The organism is Novibacillus thermophilus (assembly GCF_002005165.1).
In the GTDB taxonomy this organism is placed as follows: Bacteria; Bacillota; Bacilli; order Thermoactinomycetales; family Novibacillaceae; genus Novibacillus; species Novibacillus thermophilus.
Genome location: NZ_CP019699.1, coordinates 1,684,303 through 1,702,330, shown reverse-complemented (window position 1 = coordinate 1,702,330; position 18,028 = coordinate 1,684,303). Strand labels below are relative to the sequence as shown.

The window sequence follows — 18,028 nt, the reverse complement described above, 5'->3', positions numbered from 1 at the left end:
TTTCTCTGAAATTAGATCCACTTTCATTCGACCGTTAAAAACAGAGGCTGTCTGATAAGCCGAATTTTCGGATTACAGACGCCCTTTTCACGTTTTAGGAACGTTGATATCCCATGGTTATGATTTTTTTGTTTTGGAGAGCCCCTTCTTTGCAGCTTACCGTTACTTCGCTTCACCAGCCGTTTGGGTAGCGGTAAACGTCCACGTCAGATTTAAGGAGTCTCCCTGAAACTGGTTTTGGTCTTCGCCATTGTCGAGGAAGTTAAACTTGACGACGAGGTCGTCACGTGTGCCTGCCGGCAGCCCTTGTTCTTCGAGAATCGGATCAAATATGTGCTGATTGACGGCTTCCGGCGTCATGTCCTTCAGTTCAGCCAATGTCGTCTCATATACGACTTCATCGAGTTTGTCGGCGTTGTACAAGAATTCGACTTGGATGTGTTCGCCGAAGTCTTCCGTGTTGTCGCCTTCGGCATCTTCAACGGTGTAGTCTGTCTCTAAATACACCTTGTCAATGTCGAGGGAGCCGTTGTTTTGCAGTTCAAAGTCGCGAATGATCGAGTCTCCCGGCTTCATATTGTCGATGGCGATGATTTCCGTCGGTTCGACCGACAAATCCAGTGTGCCAGCTGCGAACGTGTTGTTCGTCTGCTCGCTGTCACTGAAGTAGGCGAACGTCCCTCCTCCGATTAACCCTAAACCGACGACAGCGGACATCATCCCCATGCCCAGTCGCTTTTTAACACTCATCTTAACTCCTCCTCGTTTTACTAGTAATTCTTTTTTAGTCACGCCCTTGTGGCAGAGGTCCCCTCCTACAAACATGTTCGATTTAGAAGGCTTGCTGCCACTAGCGCTTCACCTTTCGTGTAGCATTCATCCAGTCGTGAGCTTTCCACTTATTTACGCTTTACCGTTACCGACAAGCCACCCCTCCTTTCCGAAAGTAAAATGAATGGAAGGGCCCCTCCCTGTGACACCCCAAACAGTGGCACAGGGAGGACGGATGAACTATGCCCCGGTGTCAGTTTACTTCCACTTCTCCAACAACACCTCTGTATCGGCGTACAGCGTGTTGTACGCCCTTTCGGACATCTGTTCATGCTCTTTCTGATAATCCAGCAGCTGTTGGAAACTGTGCATATGTTTCACAGCCTTCTCTACTGACCCCTGGCCTTCGTAATGACCGACAGCAGTCAAATGGTTTCGTAACAGCCGGGCCACATCGCTGTTCGCCATCTCGCCGTCACGTTCAAATTGCTCAACGCGTTCTATCATTCGTTCAACTGTCAAATCTTCCGATGACAGACCGATGGCTGTTCCTTCTCTTGTCGAGTCTGCCGCTCCGTAGTAGAGTCCTGAATCTTCGTCAAGCATCAGGCTATTCACGTTCCCAATTTCTCTCGGACTCGACTCCCACGCGTGACCCATGCTTTCCAGTTGCTGGCGCACGAGATCCGGAACACCGTACTCCCAACGGATGTTCGGATACTGATTGCTGTAGATGCGAGGTTCCTCAATCGCGTCCTTCAGCTCCATCCCGTAGCCGATGACATTCAAAATCGTTTGCATGACAGAGGTGATAATCGTCGTTCCTCCCGGAGAGCCCACGGTCATGTAGGGCTTGTCGTCCTTTAAGACAATCGTGGGTGTCATGCTGCTCAAGGGCCGTTTATTCGGTTGAACTTCGTTCGCCCCGCCCGGGACAGCGTCAAAGTCCGTCAGCTCGTTGTTGAGCATAATGCCGTAACCCGGTACCATGATCCCAGATCCGAACACCTGTTCAATTGTCGTCGTATAAGAGACGAGGTTCCCCCAACGGTCTGCGACCGTGAAGTGTGTCGTCTGCCCTTCCACTTTATCGTCTACTTGCTCGACCGCCTGTGTCGGTTCACCGTCTTGATACTCCCAAGGATTCCCCGGTCGGACATCGGGATTGGCCCTGTCGGGGTCTATCGTCGCAACACGTTCACGAACGTAGTCGGGGTGCAGTAACCCTTCTTTCGGCACCTCAACGTACTCCGGATCTCCCATATACGCCCCGCGATCTGCATACGCCAGGTGCATCGCTTCTGTCATGTAGTGGTATTTCTCTGGAGACCGCACGTCGTACTGCGTCAAATCCAATTCCTCAAACATCTTCAGCAGTTGCAGCATCGTCAGTCCGCCTGAGCTCGGCGGCGGCATAGACGCAATATCGTAGCCGAGGTATTCGCCCCACACTGGCGTATCGTAGGTCACATCGTACCTCTTGAGGTCGTCCAACGTCATGCTGCCGTCAAATTGCTGTACGACGTCGGCCAGTGCAGCCCCTATTTCACCGCTGTAAAACACGTCAGTGCCGTGATCGCGAATGAGTTTAAATGTTTTAGCAAGATCTTTTTGGACGAGCAGATCCCCTTCTTCCAACGGTTCTCCATTTGGCAAGAAGACATCTTTCGCCGCTGTGCGGGACAGCTTGTCCGCATTGCTGGCAATCGCGTCAGCCAGCACCCAGTTGACCTCGACACCATCCTCGGCCAGTTCTATCGCAGGCTCGATCAGTTCTTCCAGCGGCATCGTTCCCCACTTCTCAAGGGCCGCCTCTAACCCTTTCAAAGTTCCCGGAACTCCGACAGAACGGCCGCTTCGGACACGTTCTTGAAAGGGGATCACACTGCCGGCTACCGTTTCCACATCCCAGGTGTCCGGCTCTTCGCTACCGTCTGTCCACAAACGTACCTTCAGTTCGCTCCCGTCTACGCGGAATCGTATCCACTGCCAGTCAGACGTGGTGTCGTAGTGGAAAGTGCTTAGCGTTGAACTGCTGGAGTCTTTAGACTGAATTAGCTTGACGGTCTTCGACTTCGTTTCAATTTCAACACCGTAACCGTTTTTCGCAAATGTCGTGCCCTGGGACCTGTAATCGTCAGCGCGCAGCCACAACCGAATGCGTCGGTCGTCACCGGGATCATCCGTGCGGAAACGCATGAGCAGTTCACTGTTTTCAACCTCATCCATCACCGCCGTCGTCTGGCCATACGAGGTGCTGTTGTTGCCGACGGGAGGCCCGAACGTAATTTTCCCTCCGTCTTGATCCAACGTAAACGTCGTGCCCCGCTCAAACAGAGAAAACTTCTCCAGATCCCAAGAAGCGCCTTCCTCTCCTTCAAAGTCGTAGCTAAAAACGGGGCCGTCGGAGGACGGTCGATCCAGATCGTAGACAGCTACTTCCCCGATATGGAACTCTCCTCCTCCTTCATTGTTCAATTCGTTGGCTCCCAGCAAAAATTTGCCTGCTCCTGTAACGGCATTGCTTTTGTCGATAAACATATCGGGAGTCGCGCCGGCAGGAGCTCGCTCTCTGCTGTTCACGATGGAAACCTTTTCATTCTCGGCGTCGTAGAACATCATGAATCCGCCACCGCCGATCCCTGACATCATTGGCTCCACGACATTTAAAGCCAGCTGAACGGCGACAGCGGCATCAACGGCATTCCCACCTCTCTCCAGCACCTCTGCTCCCACTTTTGAAGCGAGTGGATGTGCTGTCACAACCATGCCAAGGTCGCCTTCTGCTGTCTGTTCAGCTCGCACACCCGGATTTTCAGGTTCGTACCCCGTGTTATCACCGGGGTCCGCGTTCTGAGCTTGTCCCAAAGGCACACCTATGCTCAACACGAGCAACAGCGAAAACACGATGGACAGCCATTGAACTTTGCGCCCCTTCACCTCAACCCCTCCTTTGTAAAAATTAGTGCACTAACTAAATGCTATCATTTTACTGAATCATTTAAAAATACCCATTTCTTATAACGCTATAACGTCTGCTTATGAATTTTGAAGGAGAATAGTCATAGAAGGAATTAGGCGCAACGGACCAATTCCAGCTTAAAATAGATGTTTCGGCTTATTGAAAAAAAAAGAAAATACTAGGTAAAATTGGAATAAAACTAAATAAAGGTTGGTTTTACATGGAAGTCTGGGAATTTCGTCTCAACTGTCAATCGCTTTTCCTGCTTTGCACGTCCCTTGTGTCGAATTGTAGAGTTTTTGCCTCATGGTAGACATCTGAGAAAGGAAGAGCTATCGATGAACCTTTTGTCCTTCCGTTACTTTTTGGAAGTTTCCCGACATCTCAATTTCAGTAAAGCCTCCGAAAAACTGCGTATTTCGCAACCTGGATTGAGCCAGCAAATTACCGCTTTGGAAAACGAACTAGGGGTCAAGTTATTAAATCGGACGACGCGAAAGGTCACCTTAACAGAGGAAGGAGAGTATTTGTACAAAAAACTGTCTCCTCTATTTGAGAACATAGAGAGAACCGTCAATGAATTGACAGAAAAGAAAGTAGTCCCGCAAACAACCGTCAAAATCGCAGCAGTTCCTTCTGCTGCCAGTCTTTACCTTCCGCAAATGCTCACGATGCTGCACAAGGAATTCCCCGACGTCGAATTTTATTTACAGGAAACCACCTCCACCCAGGCCATCGAACTGATAAACCGACAAAAAAGCCACATTGCGTACATTCGAACACCTAAAGACACAGCGACTTTGAAAAGACAGGGGTTCAATTTTATCGAGCTCGAACGGTACCCCCTCCAATTAATTGTGGCTAAGTCTCATCCGGCTGCGCACCAAAAAACAGTCGATTTAAAAGAATTGCAACACGAAAAGTTCATTCATTACGATCGACAACAATCTCCGGCTTTATACGATCTTCTGGAACAAGCCTGCTTGGTTGCAGGGTTTAGACCAAAAACATTTTGTGTCGGCCCGGAAATTTTGACGATTGCCAGTCTTGTGGCCAACGGTTTGGGAGTGACGTTAATACCGCAAGATATGGCAACCTTACTCGATTCGAGCAAGGTGTCAGCCGTCAATTTAACACAACAGACGTTACACAGTTCGATTTCAATCATATGGAGGAACTCCGACTACGTGCCGTTGATCACGCAAACGATTTTGCGCTTAGTCAACAGAGAGCAAGCGCCGTCTGCCACTGGATAAACGCTACGAAGTGGACACGTGTCGACAGTCGTCCAAGAGAATTTCCAAATCACGGGGCCATTCGGCCTGAAAATGTTTGGTTTTCCCGGTTCGCGGATGGACTAGGCGAATGGCATACGCGTGAAGCGCCTGACGGCTGATCGGAAAGTCGCCGTTCTTCACGGAATCACCGTAAACGGCATCCCCGATGACCGGGTGTCCGATTGCAGCCATGTGGACGCGAATTTGGTGTGTACGGCCTGTTTCTAACGTGCAGGCGATGTACGTCGCGCGGGGAAACCGCTGCAGTACGTTATAATGGGTGACAGCGTGAGCACCATGCGGATGGACAATGCGGCGGCTCGCATGGTCCGGATGCCGGGCGATCGGCATGTTGATCGTGCCGCTGTCACGTTCCACTTTTCCGTGTACAACCGCACGGTATTCACGCACGCTCTCTCCTGTCTGCAGCTGTTTTGCCAAAAAATCGTGGGCGTACGCGTGTTTGGCAAAGACCATGACGCCGGACGTGTCTTTGTCCAGACGGTTGACCGGTCGTACGGAACGCTTTTCTCCCTTTGTTTTCCAGTAGTACACCAAGCCGTTGGCAATTGTGCCGTCCGGGTAATGTTTCGTCGGATGCACGACGACACCCGGCTGTTTGTCGAGCACGAGGAGATCGTCATCTTCGTGTACGATGTGAAGGGGCATGGCCTGTGGCACGACTTCTGTCTCTCGATCTTCAGGCAAGATGACGCGAACGCGATCTCCCGCTGTCACCCGCGACGTCAAGTAAGCCGCTTCTCCGTTTACCCGCACGCATGCGTTTGCTTTCAGCTTGCGCAGCAACCTGCGGGACATTCCGTACCGAGCCTTGAGCACGCGCTGCAACATTCGCCCGTCTTCTTCTGCTGTTACGGTAAATGTGAAGTCTGACGACATGTGATCACCCCTGTACAACGCTGGCACATAAAATACCCCCGCTAGATCGGGGGCGTCATTCTGCTTTTATTATTTTACCACGATTATGATCTCTGTCATATGTCAACCGGTCTCACTGTGAACTTTTCAGTTCGAGCGACTTGCCCGTCGAAACAGATGACCGAAGTTTCTCGGGAAAAGGGGCATCACTTCTTCCTTTTTACTGACTGCCCACGTCCCTGGAGAGAGGTTTTGCCACTTCCTGACGCCTAATGTCTTGAAACTTTTTCGTCTCTTCGACAATGACACCGGACAGTAGCAGCAGGGCAATGAGGTTGGGAAACGCCATCAGTCCGTTGAAGATATCGGCAATGCCCCAAATGAGGTCAACACTGAGACCGGCGCCAATGAAGGTGAAAACGACAAATATTGCGCGATAAACGTAAAGCGATCGGTCTGAAAACAAATACGTGAAACACTTTTCGCCGTAGTACGACCATCCGAGGACGGTGGAGTACGCAAACAGGATGAGGCCGCCTGTGACGACAATGTTGCCAAACACGGGGAGAAATCCGTCAAATGCTTGCACTGTCAGGGAGGCACTGTCTGCGTTCGGGTCGGCCCCGATGTAGATGCCGCTCATGACGAGGGCGAGGCCTGTAAACGTACAGACGACGAACGTGTCGATGAACGTCCCCGTCATCGACACGAGGGCCTGCCGGCCAGAATGGTCTGTTTTAGCTGCAGCCGCGGCAATTGGCGCTGAACCGAGACCCGATTCATTCGAGAACAGTCCCCGGGCGATACCAAAGCGAACCGCCGTGCCGAGCACGCCGCCACCGACCGATTCAGCCGTAAACGCCTCTCTAAAGATGAGGGAGAACGCTTCAGGAACGAGTGAGATATTCATGAGGACGATAATCAAGCCACCGAGAATGTAAAACACAGTCATAAAGGGGACGAGTACACTGGTCACCCGGGCGATGCTCTTGATGCCGCCGAGGATGACGAGACCCGTCAAGACGGCGAGAACAAATCCCGTCAGCCACGGATTAATCCCGAGAGATTTGTTCAGCGCTTCGGCTACCGAATTGGACTGGACCATGTTGCCAATACCGAAAATAGCGGCAACTGTCCCGAATACGGCAAACAACACGGCGAGCCACTTCCATCCGAGGCCTCGCTCAATGTAGTACATCGGGCCACCCGATTTTTGCCCGAACTCGTTCGTAATGCGGTATTTCACCGCGAGGATCGCCTCGCCGTATTTCGTAGCCATTCCGAACAGTGCGGCAAACCACATCCAGAAGAGAGCTCCCGGCCCCCGAGAACGACTGCCGTCGCCACGCCGGCGATATTACCGGTCCCGACAGTGGCTGACAGCGCTGTCATAAGGGCCTGAAAGTGGGACACATCGCCTTCTGAAGACTTGTCCTGCTGTCGTGAAAAAGAGAGTTTTAAAGCGTAGGGCAGTTGAGTAATTTGAATAAAGCCGAGGCGCAATGTTAAGTAAATGCCTGTTCCGACTAACAAAATAAGCAACACTGGACCCCAGACGAATCCGTTCACAACCTTCACGACATTGGCTAATGCTTCCATGGTACGCTCCTTTCTACTCTCATTGTCGTTTTCATTATAAGAGAGTCACACCCCCATGTCTATACTAAATCTTTGGAGTTTTGGATATATCAGGCAATTCGAAACAGAGCCCGTCGATCACCTTCTACACATTTCACCGCCGGAGGCCCGGGAACTGTCGGTCCTCAAGCTGACGTCAAACTCCTCATTAGGAATGGTCATAAGGAAGGCCCTTCCCATGGTGACAGTTGGGAACTTTTTCAGGCCTTCCTGCAATCGAAACTTTTCGTTTATGCTGTGATGTATTGTCCTCTATCGATAATCCGGGCTGCAATGCGCCGCTTCAGTGCTACACTGTTAACCGGGGTGTGACGGGTCAGTTTTTTGAGCGCGGAAAGGGAAGTTCTGAGCGCATCGCCTTCTTCCAAAGCGGCGAGAATACGGCGTCCGATTTGTTCGACCTCCTGAAACGCATCGTAGATGAAAGCTTGCGCGTAGTCGAGGTGTAAAGACGCTTTGTCTCTCCCGCGTGATTTTAACGCTTTGTGCGCCCGCAAATGACAACTTTCCATCGCGTACAGCGCGATGACGAGATCCGCGAGGCCACATACCACTTCCTGTTCCTGCTCTAACCGTTCTCCCCACTTTTCCACAGTCATTCCGGCCGTCATGAGGAAAACATTCCGTGTCATGTCGAGGAGATGGGCTTCCACTTCCAGGGGCGCTGGGTCGTCGAACAGAGGCGGTACAAACGACAACAGGTCTCTTTGCAGCAACTGGAAGGATTCCAAGAGAGGGAGTTCCCCTTTCCTCGTCTTGCGCATCAGCGTCCCGGGAATTAAAAGGCGGTTGATTTCGTTCGTCCCTTCAAAAATGCGATTGATGCGCGAATCGCGGTACGCATTCTCCACCTCGTACTCTCGCATGTAACCGTACCCGCCGTGAATTTGGACTCCTTCGTCCACGACAAAGTCGAGCGCTTCTGATCCGAACACCTTATTGATTGAGCACTCGACCGCGTAGTCGGCGATTGCGTTGGCAATCGTTTGCCCGTCTTCTGCATGCACCTGACGGAGTGACCGTTCAAACAGCCCGGCCGTGCGGTAGACGATACTCTCTGTTGCGTACGTCTTGATGGCCATGTCGGCCATTTTTTGCTGGATTAAGGGGAACTGGGCAATCGGTGTCTGAAACTGCCGGCGCTCCTTTGCGTACTTCACGCACTCAGTCAAAACTCTTTTGCAAGAGCCGACGGTTCCCGCCGCCAGTTTAAAGCGTCCGACATTTAAAATGTTAAAGGCGATGACGTGGCCTCTGCCGACCTCTCCCAACACATTTTCCACCGGCACGGGGACATTTTCTAAATGCAACGTGCGAGTCGACGACCCCAGAATTCCCATTTTCTTCTCTTCTGGACCAGTGGACACCCCAGGAAAAGCGCGTTCGACGATAAAAGCGGTAAACTTTTCCCCGTCGACCTTTGCGTAAACAATGAAGACGTCGGCAAAGGCCGCGTTTGTGATCCACTGCTTCTGGCCGTTCAACACGTAGTGCGAGCCGTCACGGTCCAAAACGGCCGTCGTCTTGGCACCGAGGGCGTCGGAACCAGATTCCGGTTCAGTCAGAGCATAAGCTGCAATCCACTCGCCGCTGGTCAGTTTCGGCAGGTACTTTTTTTTCTGTACCTCATTTCCAAAGTAGGCGATGGGAAGTGTTCCGATCCCGACGTGGGCGCCGTGAGTGAGACCAAATGAGCGCCCCCCCGCCATATTCTCCGTGATGATCGTCGAACTGATTTTGTCCAACCCGAGGCCGCCGTATTCCTCCCCGACATCTGCACCTAAAAGGCCCAGTTCACCTGCTTTTTTCAGCAGCTTCACACTGTGCGAAAAATCGTGTGCCTCGATTGCCTTCATTGACGGCCTCACTTCTTTCTCTACAAACTCTGCCGCCGTCTTGGCGATCATGAGGTGTTCATCTGTCAACTCTTCCGGTGTGAACACCGCTTCCGGATCAACTCGTTGAACGAGAAAACTCCCGCCTTTTAGTGCGTGAACCTTTGTCTCCATGCTCCTCTCCTCCTTCTTTGATCCACTACGACACCACTTCCAGTACACCGGCAGCTCCCATCCCGCCACCGATGCACATCGTCACCACGCCGTAGTTCCCGCCGCGCCTCAAAAGCTCGTGTATGAGGCTGACGGTCAGTTTGGCTCCTGTACATCCGAGGGGGTGTCCCAGGGCAATGGCTCCCCCGTTCACGTTGACGCGATCCGGATCAAGTTCCAACTGGTGCATCACTTCTAAAGACTGGGCAGCAAACGCTTCGTTCAACTCGATTAAGTCGACTTGATCCAAATGGATTCCTGCCATGTTCAGTGCCTTCGGCACTGCTTTCACGGGACCAACCCCCATGATCTCGGGATCTACTCCGGCGACGGCAAACGAACGGAAGACAGCGAGCGGTTTTATTCCGAGCTGGTCGGCCTTGTCGCCGGCCATGACCAGTAGTGCCGCGGCACCGTCACTCATCTGAGAGGCATTGCCCGCCGTGACTGTACCGCCTTCCTGGAATGCCGGATGCAAGTTGGCGAGGACTTCCACCGTCGTGTCCGGCCGGACCCCCTCGTCTGTGTCAAACACTTGGTTCGAGACGCGCAAGCCGTTTTCCGGCGTGTAGTGCTTCAGCGTCACGTTGAGCGGCACAATTTCTTCCTTGAATTTTCCTGCTTCAATCGCAGCGTGTGCTTTTTGGTGGCTTGTCACCGCAAAGGCGTCCTGCTCTTCGCGGGTAATCCCGTAACGCCTCGCCACTTCTTCCGCAGTGTGTCCCATGGACATGTACACTTCGGGGTAGCGGTCCAACAAATACGGGTTGGGGGCGAATTTGTTCCCCCCATCGGCACCATGGTCATGCTTTCAACACCGCCGGCTACAACAGTGTCCGCATAACCAGCAGCGATACTGCCCGCCGCCATGGCGATAGCTTGTAAACCGGATGAACAAAAGCGGTTCACCGTCACACCCGGGATGTCCGTTGGCAGGCCGGCTCGCTGTCCGATGATGCGCGCCACATTCATGCCCTGTTCTCCTTCAGGAAAAGCGCAACCGATGATCACATCGTCAATTTCACCCGGATCTAATTCAGGAACACTGTCCAAAAGCCCTTTCACGACAGCCGCTGCAAAGTCGTCCGGGCGGGTGTCTTTCAAACTGCCACGACGCGCCTTCGCCACTGCGCTGCGCCGCCCGGCAACAATCACCGCTTCCCTCACCGTCTCTCTCCTCCTCAATTTTTGTGCCTCACATCAGAATGGTCGTCCTTTGCGGTATGTCCCAGCATTCCTCAGTTACGTAACGGTTTGTTTTTCGTCAACATGTGTTGCATCCGCGCCTGGGATTTCGGCTCGCCACACAAGCTGAGGAAAGCTTCCCGCTCCAAATCGAGCAAGTACTGTTCTGTGACAAGAGTCCCTTCCGAAACGGCACCGCCTGCCAGCACGTACGCCAATTTATCGGCGATTTTGAAGTCGTGCTCGCTGATCTGGCCCGATTTGAGCCGGTCATACGCACCGAACTTCAACACGTTGTACCCGGTTTCGCCTGTAACCGGGATCTTCTGCGGCGGCGGTGGGCGGTACCCGGCTTCATCCAGTTCGAGGACAACCCGCTTGGCGTCGTAAAGCACATGGTCCCGGTTCATCGTGATCCGATCTTGCGGGCGTAAATAGCCCAGTTCCCGAGCGTCTTCCGCACTGGTTGACACTCGGGCCATGGCGATCCGTTCAAACGCCTGACCCGCTGCCCCTTGCAAGGCGATGGCGTTCTTTAAATCCAACCCGTCTGTCAGGCGGACGAGCATTTCTTTCGTTCCACCTCCCCCTGGAATGAGACCGACACCGGTTTCGACAAGTCCCATGTACGTCTCGGCCGCTGCTTGAACGCGGTCCGCAGGGAAGCACACTTCTGCACCTCCGCCCAGGGTAAAGCCAAACGGAGCGGCTACAACGGGACGGGGACACCTTTTTAGAGCCATCGTTGCATCCTGGAATTGCCGTATCATCCACTCGATCTCCGCCCAGTTGTCGTCTTGCGCCTCCATTAAAATCATCATCAAGTTGGCCCCGACACAGAAGTCACGGCCTTGATTGCCGACGACGAGGCCGCGGTAGTGATCCGTCACTTCTTTTACAGCAGTGTGCATCATCGAGATAATGTCCGTGGCAATCGCATTTTTTGGCGAGTGAAACTCCAAGCAGACGACATCGTCTCCGAGGTCGATCAGGCTGGCACCGCGGTTTCCCTTCATGAACTTCCCTTCTTCTTTTAGTCGTTCCAACGAGATGGACCGTGGGTCTTCTTCCACTTTTTCCACTTTGGCAGCCGGCGTGAAAACAGTGGGGCCTTCCTCAACGCGGGAGTAGAACGTATCCCGGCCGCTGTCGAGCATTTCCTCCACCCATTTGGGGACCGTTTCTCCTTCATCCTTCATGCGCTGTACCGTGCGCGCGACACCCATCGCGTCCCACATCTCGAACGGCCCCAATTTCCAGTTAAACCCCCACTTCATGGCACGGTCGATATCGGGCACTCTGTCCGCAATTTCGGGGATTTTCGCCGCACTGTACAACAGTACTTTTTTCGTCACGTTCCAAGCGAATCTCCCGGCCGCGTCTTCGGCAAACAAGAGGGTCTTCAGTTGATCAGGCAACGTCTTAGCCCGTTTCGCCGCCTCTAACGATGCTGCTTTCACCTTCTTCCGCGGCTCATAGTCCATCGTGTCCAAGTTCAACCTTAAAATGGTGCTCCCGCTTTTGTTTTTTACCTTCCGGTAAAAGCCTTGCCCGCTCTTTTCGCCGAGCCATCCCCTGTCCACCATCCGCCGCAAAACTGGCGGCACCGTGAAAGCGTCTTTTTCCCAAGGATCGGACACGCGATCTCGTACGTTGTCTGCCACGTGAACAAACGTATCCAGGCCGACGAGGTCTAACGTGCGAAACGTGGCGCTCTTCGGCCTGCCCATAGCCGGTCCGGTAATGTCGTCCACTGCGTCCGGAAACATCTCCTGCCTCACCATTTCGCGAAAGGAGACGAGCAGTCCGTACACCCCGATCCGGTTGGCGATAAAGTTCGGGGTGTCCTTAGCGATGACAACGCCTTTCCCCAGTACCCTTTCGGCAAACGCTCGCATTTTCCGCACAAGTTCGGGATCGGTGTCTTCTGTCGGAATCACTTCCAGCAATTTCATGTAACGGGGCGGATTAAAGAAGTGGGTGCCCATGAAATGGCGGCGAAACTCAGGGGAGCGTTCGGCCGTCATCTCGTGAACGGAGAGGCCAGACGTGTTCGAGCTGACAATGGTGCCTGGCCTCCACACTGCTTCGACCTTTTCCAGCAACTGCTGTTTCACACTCAACTTTTCTACGACCGCTTCGACAATCCAGTCGACCTCTGACAACCGCTCCAAATCGTCTTCCAAATTGCCGACTGTAATGCGGTCTACCGCCCGTTTCACGTAGAGGGGAGAAGGGGTCTCCCGCAACAGCCGTTCGACGCCGAGGCGTGCCAACCGGTTGCGCACGTCGCGATCTTGCAAGGTTTTTCCACGTTTTTCCTCTTCGTCTGTCAACGCAGGCGGCACCATGTCCAACAACGTACAATGAATGCCGACATTGGCCAAATGACCGGCAATCGCCGCCCCCATCACACCTGAACCGAGCACTGCCGCTTGGCGAATGTGTCGCATAAGTTTCCCCCCGCAAATATTGAATGAACATTCATTCATTTTAGAGTCAGACGAGCTTGATCCTTTTCAGTAAAAAGCGCATTAGTATTCTATGATTTTGCAAGCGCTTCCAATTCCTTAAAGCGGAAATTCGTTTTTATCAGTTTATCAATAAGAAAGGGCACGCTTTTGGCGCGCCCCCCGACCAACTACTCAAAAAATGCCCTGTTCTTTTCAATGTACTCTTGCTCTTCTTCAGGTACAAATTCGTCTTGATAGATGGCTTCCACCGGACAAACCGGTTCACAAGCACCGCAGTCGATACACGTATCAGGATCGATGTAGTACTGATCCGGACCTTCGTGTATGCAGTCGACGGGGCACTCTTCCACGCAGTCAGCCGCCATTTCGTCTTTGCAAGCGGATGTTATGACGTAGGGCATATCTTTTTCCTCCTTTTCTTCAGATCAGTTTCATCAGTATGTTGTGATTCCGCTACTAACAACTTATCACAGAATCCGATAAACGAGGACCCCGGTAGTTGCTAATTATATAATACTATGAAAAACGGAATTTTCCTACCTCACCTAAACAAAAAATTGTGTCTTTTTCCCATCACATTCCCATAATGTTATACCCACCGTCGACGTGCAACACTTCTCCCGTGATCCCCGTCGCAAGATCGCTGAGCAAAAACAGGGCAGCGTTGGCAATCTCCTCGACATCTACAGCCCGCTTGAGCGGCGCTCTTTCAGCCACGATGTGAGTCATTTGGTTGAAATCCTTCACACCCTTTGCCGCCAACGTGCGGACAGGGCCCGCCGAAATAGCATTGACGCGGATGTTCTCCTCTCCGACGTCGTACGCCAAATAACGCACGCTCGTCTCCAGTGCCGATTTGGCGATTCCCATGACGTTGTAATTCGGAATGACCCGCTCTGCCCCCATGTACGTCATCGTGATGACGCTCCCGCCTTCGGTCATCAACGGGCGTACGGCTCGGGTGACCGCGACCAGTGAATAGGAACTGATGTCTTGAGCCAGGGCGTAACCGTCGCGAGATGTATCGATGTAATCGCCCTTTAAGTCGTCTGTTTTCGCATGTGCGATACAGTGAGCCAGTCCGTGTACCGTCCCCCACGTCTCCTTAATTTTGCGAAAGGCTGCCTCTACTTGGTCGTCCTTCGTCACATCACACGGAATGTAGAGCGCGTTGTCGATGTTCGCGTCTTTCGTCAGCTCTTTTAATTTTTTCTCTTCCCGCTCACTTAAATACGTAAACGCGAGGTCCGCCCCCGCTTTATGTAACGCTTTGGCGATCGCCCAGGCAATACTGCGATGGTTGGCCACCCCCATGACGACCATGCGCTTTCCGCTCAGCATCTGATTCATTCCGATCCCTCGTTTCATGAGTTTAGTACCTGATCATAGTATCTAACTATAAAGTACCGAACATCCTGTTAAATGTCAATTTCACCACTTGTACCATTACGTAAAATGCGGTGGATGAACGGCACGATGTCGGTCAAATTCCATGCCGATAGGTCTACCTCACTCACAGGCGGCACAGGGCCCACGACAAGTGTCGGAACTGGATTCATCGTGTGGGTTTTCACGCGCATATCCTCACTGTTTCCGTGATCGCTGACGAGAATGACCGTATCCGATGCCCGCTTCTCTTTCACCACACATCCGAGAAAACGGTCGTACGTCTCCACCACCCACTCCATCAACCCCGGCGTCTGTTTATGTCCGGCGACGTCGCTCATGAAAAATTCCTGCACGACGACATCGTATTCCGCCAACAAATGGAGGATGTGCCGCGCCGCCTGTTCCGGCGTAATTTCCGGTATGTCTGGTCTGAACGTCTGTAGGTGACGGCGGGTTAAGTCGTGAAAGACCGCCTTTCCTTCCAAGAGTTCCTTCGTCATGCGAACGGGGGCAGTCGCACTTTCGATCGCGACCGTGCTAACAGACTTCCAGCCGCGCCGCGTGGCCTTTCGTTGAAAATACTCTTCTGTGTAGCTGTTGGCAAACGCAGGACGAAACCCCTCCCTTTCCAACTGGAGATACAGGTTGTCCTCGCGCACAAACTGCCGTAGACGCTTGAACGGCAACCCGCTCATATGCCTCTCTAAAAATTTCGGCGCATTGCGTCCAGTAAATATGGTGGCTTGTCCAGTCGCACTTTGCGGCAGCCCGTCTACACCGAGGCGGGCGTCCGTCTCCAACAATAGGACGCCGTCCCCGTGCCGTCCCACGGCTGCTTTTGTCAAAGACTTGCCGCTCAACAAGTCGTTGAGTGAGGGTGTCGGCAACGCAGCCCACGGGTTGTACGCCGCGTCATCCCCTAATCCGACGCCGTCAATGAACAGCAACAAAACTGACATGGGCCCCTCCCTTTCGGACACGCGCTCTCTCTTATCTTTTTATTTTACCACGAATTGTTGTCAAAAATGGAAGGGCACAAACGTGAAGGTTTGTTATAATAATGAAAAAAACAGATGTTTCACTTCGGAGGAATCACCCTTGATGCGATACAGTGACATGAACGAAATAGAACTCGTCAAAGAAACGGAACGTCTGCGTCGTGAGGCTAAACGCAAAGTAAACGAAGGGAAGTTTCACGAAGTCAACGTCCTGGAGCAAAAATACTACTTTGCCAAATCGTATTTAATGAACCCGGAAGACATTGAACCCGGAACCGTCTACCACGTTCACGGTGAAGCCGGAATTTTTAAAGTGAACTTTGTCAGGGGCGTGATGGCTTGGGGTTACGTGAACAACCAACACCCTGAAGTCGCTTTTCCGATCGGCCGTTTGTACCGGCCGGACTGGTCTGACAAGGGGGATTGCAATGAGTGACTGGACGGTCTCTGACGCGTACAGCGCCCAAAAGAGCGACCTCATGTCGTTAGAGCTGGAGACGAAGCTGTACGAAGCGCTAAACACAGAAGCCCAGCTGGCCCGCAAAGTACAAGAACAGCGGCGCCAATTGGTGCACTCACACGGGTTGTTCATCCCATCCATTCGCATTAGGACGATGGCGACCGAAGAGAGTGAGTACGTCATCCGCATCCGCGGTCAACGGGTCGGGCGAGCTGTATTACATCCGCCGCTGACGTTTTCCACAGAAGCTTCAGACGGCATTCCGGGTCATCACCCTGTGACGCAGCAACCAGGGTTTTGGGGGAGCACGAGGGAGATCCCGCATACACACTGCTGCTGGATCATTTAAAAACGGTGATGGAGCAAAAGGCGCCAGAGCTCTTAACGTACGAAACCGCCGCTCGTTGGCTGCACCAGGCGAAATCTTACGCACCGGAACTAGTGAAAGAGTTGGAGAAGAGGGGAGTAACGGCCGGTTTAATCTGGCAAGTGATGCGCAAACTGCTCGCGAAGCGCATTCCGCTGCACCCGTTCGAAGACCTGCTGGAAACCGTACTGGAGTACTATATCGTTCACCCTGCCGGAGGATACGCTCCGCCAGAGTGGACTCAAGCCCACCCGGACGACATCGTCAAATACATCGCGGCACATAAAAAGAAACGCTTGCCACGACCGGGCCGCACAACCGCTGCCATTCATCATCTCAAACACTAAAGAGGCCGGGAAAGTGTCCCAGCCTCTCTGTTGTTTAATGATATCGCCTTCATCCAACCACATCTCTATCAACGACAGGCTTCACGCATCTAGCCGACAGCGTCCCCGCCCTAACCCAGGCTCCTTTTTCGCATTACTCAGCTTTCGTCCGCTTCGTGTGAATGCGGGGTAAAATTTTTTTCGGATCGACTGTCCGCTTAATTTCCCACGTCGACGGATCGTCTTCGTCGAACTGCTCGACGTACTTGATGACTTCTTTCGTGAGCGGTGTCGGAGTGGACGCTCCTGCTGTAACGGCGACCTTCTGCTTGCCCTTCAGCCACTCAGGATCGATTTCCGTCACATTGCTGATGCGGTACGCCTTCACTCCGGCAATTTCTTCCGACACTTGGGCTAGCCGGTTAGAGTTGTTGCTGCGCGGATCACCGACGACCAGTGTCAAGTCGGCTCCTCTTGCCTGTTGCGCCACGCCTTGCTGGCGCATTTGCGTAGCCATACAGATTTCGTTGTGCACTTCTGCCTGCGGGTATTTCTCCCGAATGCGATTCATTAAATGACGCGTATCCCACTGACTCATCGTCGTTTGGTTCGTCACGAGAATGCGCTCGTTGTCCAACTCCAGTTTTTCAATGTCGTCTTCATTTTCGACGAGAAAAACGTGATCAGGGGCCACTCCTGCGGCTCCCTCCGGTTCAGGATGGCCTTTCTTCCCGATGTAGACGACATCATATCCTTCGCTCACTTTCTCCTTGATCAGGTCATGTGTCCGCGTGACGTCCGGACACGTGGCGTCGATGGTCGTCAATCCTTTTTCCTTCGCCCTCTTGCGCACTTCCGGCGAAACACCGTGAGCCGTAAAAATAACCGTCCCTTTGTCAATTTGTTCGAGAAGTTCCAGGCGGTTTTCGCCGTCCAGCGTCACGATGCCCTCTTCTTCAAAAGCCTCTACCACATGCCGGTTGTGTACAATCATCCCCAAAATGTATATCGGCCGCGGCAAATGTGGGTTTTTGGCCGCCTGCTGCGCCAACACCATGGCATCGACCACACCGTAGCAGTAGCCGCGGGGTGTAATCTTGATCACTTCCATCGTTATTCCCTCCAACGCGAGGTCATCACTGTCTCCATTATAGCGCACTTGTCATTGACTGACTACGACAACGTGGAAATCTTCATGGTTTCTGGCATGTATTTTCAAATCGTTAAGTCCGACATAAGATATATAGAAAAGAG

13 protein-coding genes and 2 pseudogenes are annotated in these 18,028 nt (G+C 52.7%); 4 read left to right on the top strand and 11 right to left on the bottom strand.

The window, feature by feature from the left end; all coding sequences use genetic code 11:
- Window positions 1-162 precede the first annotated feature (162 nt).
- Both B0W44_RS08515 and ggt read right to left on the bottom strand, forming a co-directional pair.
- Window positions 163-750 (bottom strand): CalY family protein, encoded by a 588-nt coding sequence (locus B0W44_RS08515; RefSeq protein ID WP_077719689.1) that lies wholly within the window; start codon window positions 748-750, stop codon window positions 163-165.
- Window positions 751-1,029: 279 nt separating this feature from the next.
- Complete coding sequence (gene ggt / locus B0W44_RS08510) at window positions 1,030-3,711, bottom strand: gamma-glutamyltransferase (protein ID WP_228441609.1); 2,682 nt, start codon at window positions 3,709-3,711, stop codon at window positions 1,030-1,032.
- 387 nt (window positions 3,712-4,098) lie between these two features.
- Between ggt and B0W44_RS08505 the strand changes: the two genes are divergently transcribed.
- Window positions 4,099-4,989: a LysR family transcriptional regulator gene (locus B0W44_RS08505; RefSeq protein ID WP_169835493.1), complete on the top strand. Its 891-nt coding sequence runs from the start codon at window positions 4,099-4,101 to the stop codon at window positions 4,987-4,989.
- Window positions 4,990-4,992: 3 nt separating this feature from the next.
- On the opposite strand, the gene B0W44_RS08500 is transcribed toward B0W44_RS08505, so the two are convergent.
- The 8 genes and pseudogenes from B0W44_RS08500 to B0W44_RS08465 all read right to left on the bottom strand — a co-directional run bounded on the left by B0W44_RS08500 (window position 4,993) and on the right by B0W44_RS08465 (window position 15,582).
- Window positions 4,993-5,910, bottom strand: a complete 918-nt coding sequence (locus B0W44_RS08500) for an RluA family pseudouridine synthase (RefSeq protein ID WP_077719687.1) — start codon at window positions 5,908-5,910, stop codon at window positions 4,993-4,995.
- Window positions 5,911-6,109: 199 nt separating this feature from the next.
- Window positions 6,110-7,488: pseudogene (locus tag B0W44_RS08495) on the bottom strand (alanine/glycine:cation symporter family protein).
- Window positions 7,489-7,757: 269 nt separating this feature from the next.
- Window positions 7,758-9,536 carry an acyl-CoA dehydrogenase family protein gene (locus B0W44_RS08490; RefSeq protein ID WP_077719686.1) on the bottom strand — a complete coding sequence of 593 codons (1,779 nt, stop codon included), beginning with the start codon at window positions 9,534-9,536 and terminating at the stop codon, window positions 7,758-7,760.
- Window positions 9,537-9,561: 25 nt separating this feature from the next.
- A pseudogene (locus B0W44_RS08485) lies at window positions 9,562-10,742 on the bottom strand (acetyl-CoA C-acyltransferase).
- A 71-nt stretch (window positions 10,743-10,813) separates the two neighbouring features.
- The gene (locus B0W44_RS08480; RefSeq protein ID WP_077719685.1) at window positions 10,814-13,213 is read right to left on the bottom strand and encodes a 3-hydroxyacyl-CoA dehydrogenase/enoyl-CoA hydratase family protein; all 2,400 of its coding nucleotides are present in this window, start codon (window positions 13,211-13,213) and stop codon (window positions 10,814-10,816) included.
- Between the two features lie 188 nt (window positions 13,214-13,401).
- Entirely contained in the window at window positions 13,402-13,635 is a 234-nt protein-coding gene (locus B0W44_RS08475; protein ID WP_077719684.1) for a ferredoxin family protein, read from the bottom strand.
- Between the two features lie 172 nt (window positions 13,636-13,807).
- Window positions 13,808-14,584, bottom strand: a complete 777-nt coding sequence (fabI, locus tag B0W44_RS08470) for an enoyl-ACP reductase FabI (RefSeq protein ID WP_077721301.1) — start codon at window positions 14,582-14,584, stop codon at window positions 13,808-13,810.
- A 68-nt stretch (window positions 14,585-14,652) separates the two neighbouring features.
- On the bottom strand, window positions 14,653-15,582 hold the full coding sequence (locus B0W44_RS08465) for an alkaline phosphatase family protein (protein ID WP_077719683.1): 930 nt from the start codon (window positions 15,580-15,582) through the stop codon (window positions 14,653-14,655).
- A 142-nt stretch (window positions 15,583-15,724) separates the two neighbouring features.
- On the opposite strand from B0W44_RS08465, the gene B0W44_RS08460 reads away from it, so the two are divergent.
- From B0W44_RS08460 to B0W44_RS18800, 3 genes are read left to right on the top strand one after another with little or no spacing between them, the layout of a single operon-like run.
- Window positions 15,725-16,057: a DUF1811 family protein gene (locus B0W44_RS08460; RefSeq protein ID WP_228441658.1), complete on the top strand. Its 333-nt coding sequence runs from the start codon at window positions 15,725-15,727 to the stop codon at window positions 16,055-16,057.
- The gene (locus B0W44_RS18805) at window positions 16,050-16,430 is read left to right on the top strand and encodes an FHIPEP family type III secretion protein (RefSeq protein ID WP_077719681.1); all 381 of its coding nucleotides are present in this window, start codon (window positions 16,050-16,052) and stop codon (window positions 16,428-16,430) included. Before B0W44_RS08460 ends, B0W44_RS18805 begins: the two co-directional genes overlap by 8 nt.
- 8 nt (window positions 16,431-16,438) lie before the next feature.
- Window positions 16,439-16,795 (top strand): FHIPEP family type III secretion protein, encoded by a 357-nt coding sequence (locus B0W44_RS18800; RefSeq protein ID WP_077719680.1) that lies wholly within the window; start codon window positions 16,439-16,441, stop codon window positions 16,793-16,795.
- A gap of 133 nt (window positions 16,796-16,928) precedes the next feature.
- Here B0W44_RS18800 and B0W44_RS08445 read toward each other — a convergent pair whose 3' ends face one another.
- Window positions 16,929-17,885, bottom strand: coding sequence for a 4-hydroxy-3-methylbut-2-enyl diphosphate reductase (locus B0W44_RS08445; protein ID WP_077719679.1), 957 nt, complete (start codon window positions 17,883-17,885; stop codon window positions 16,929-16,931).
- Window positions 17,886-18,028 lie beyond the last annotated feature (143 nt).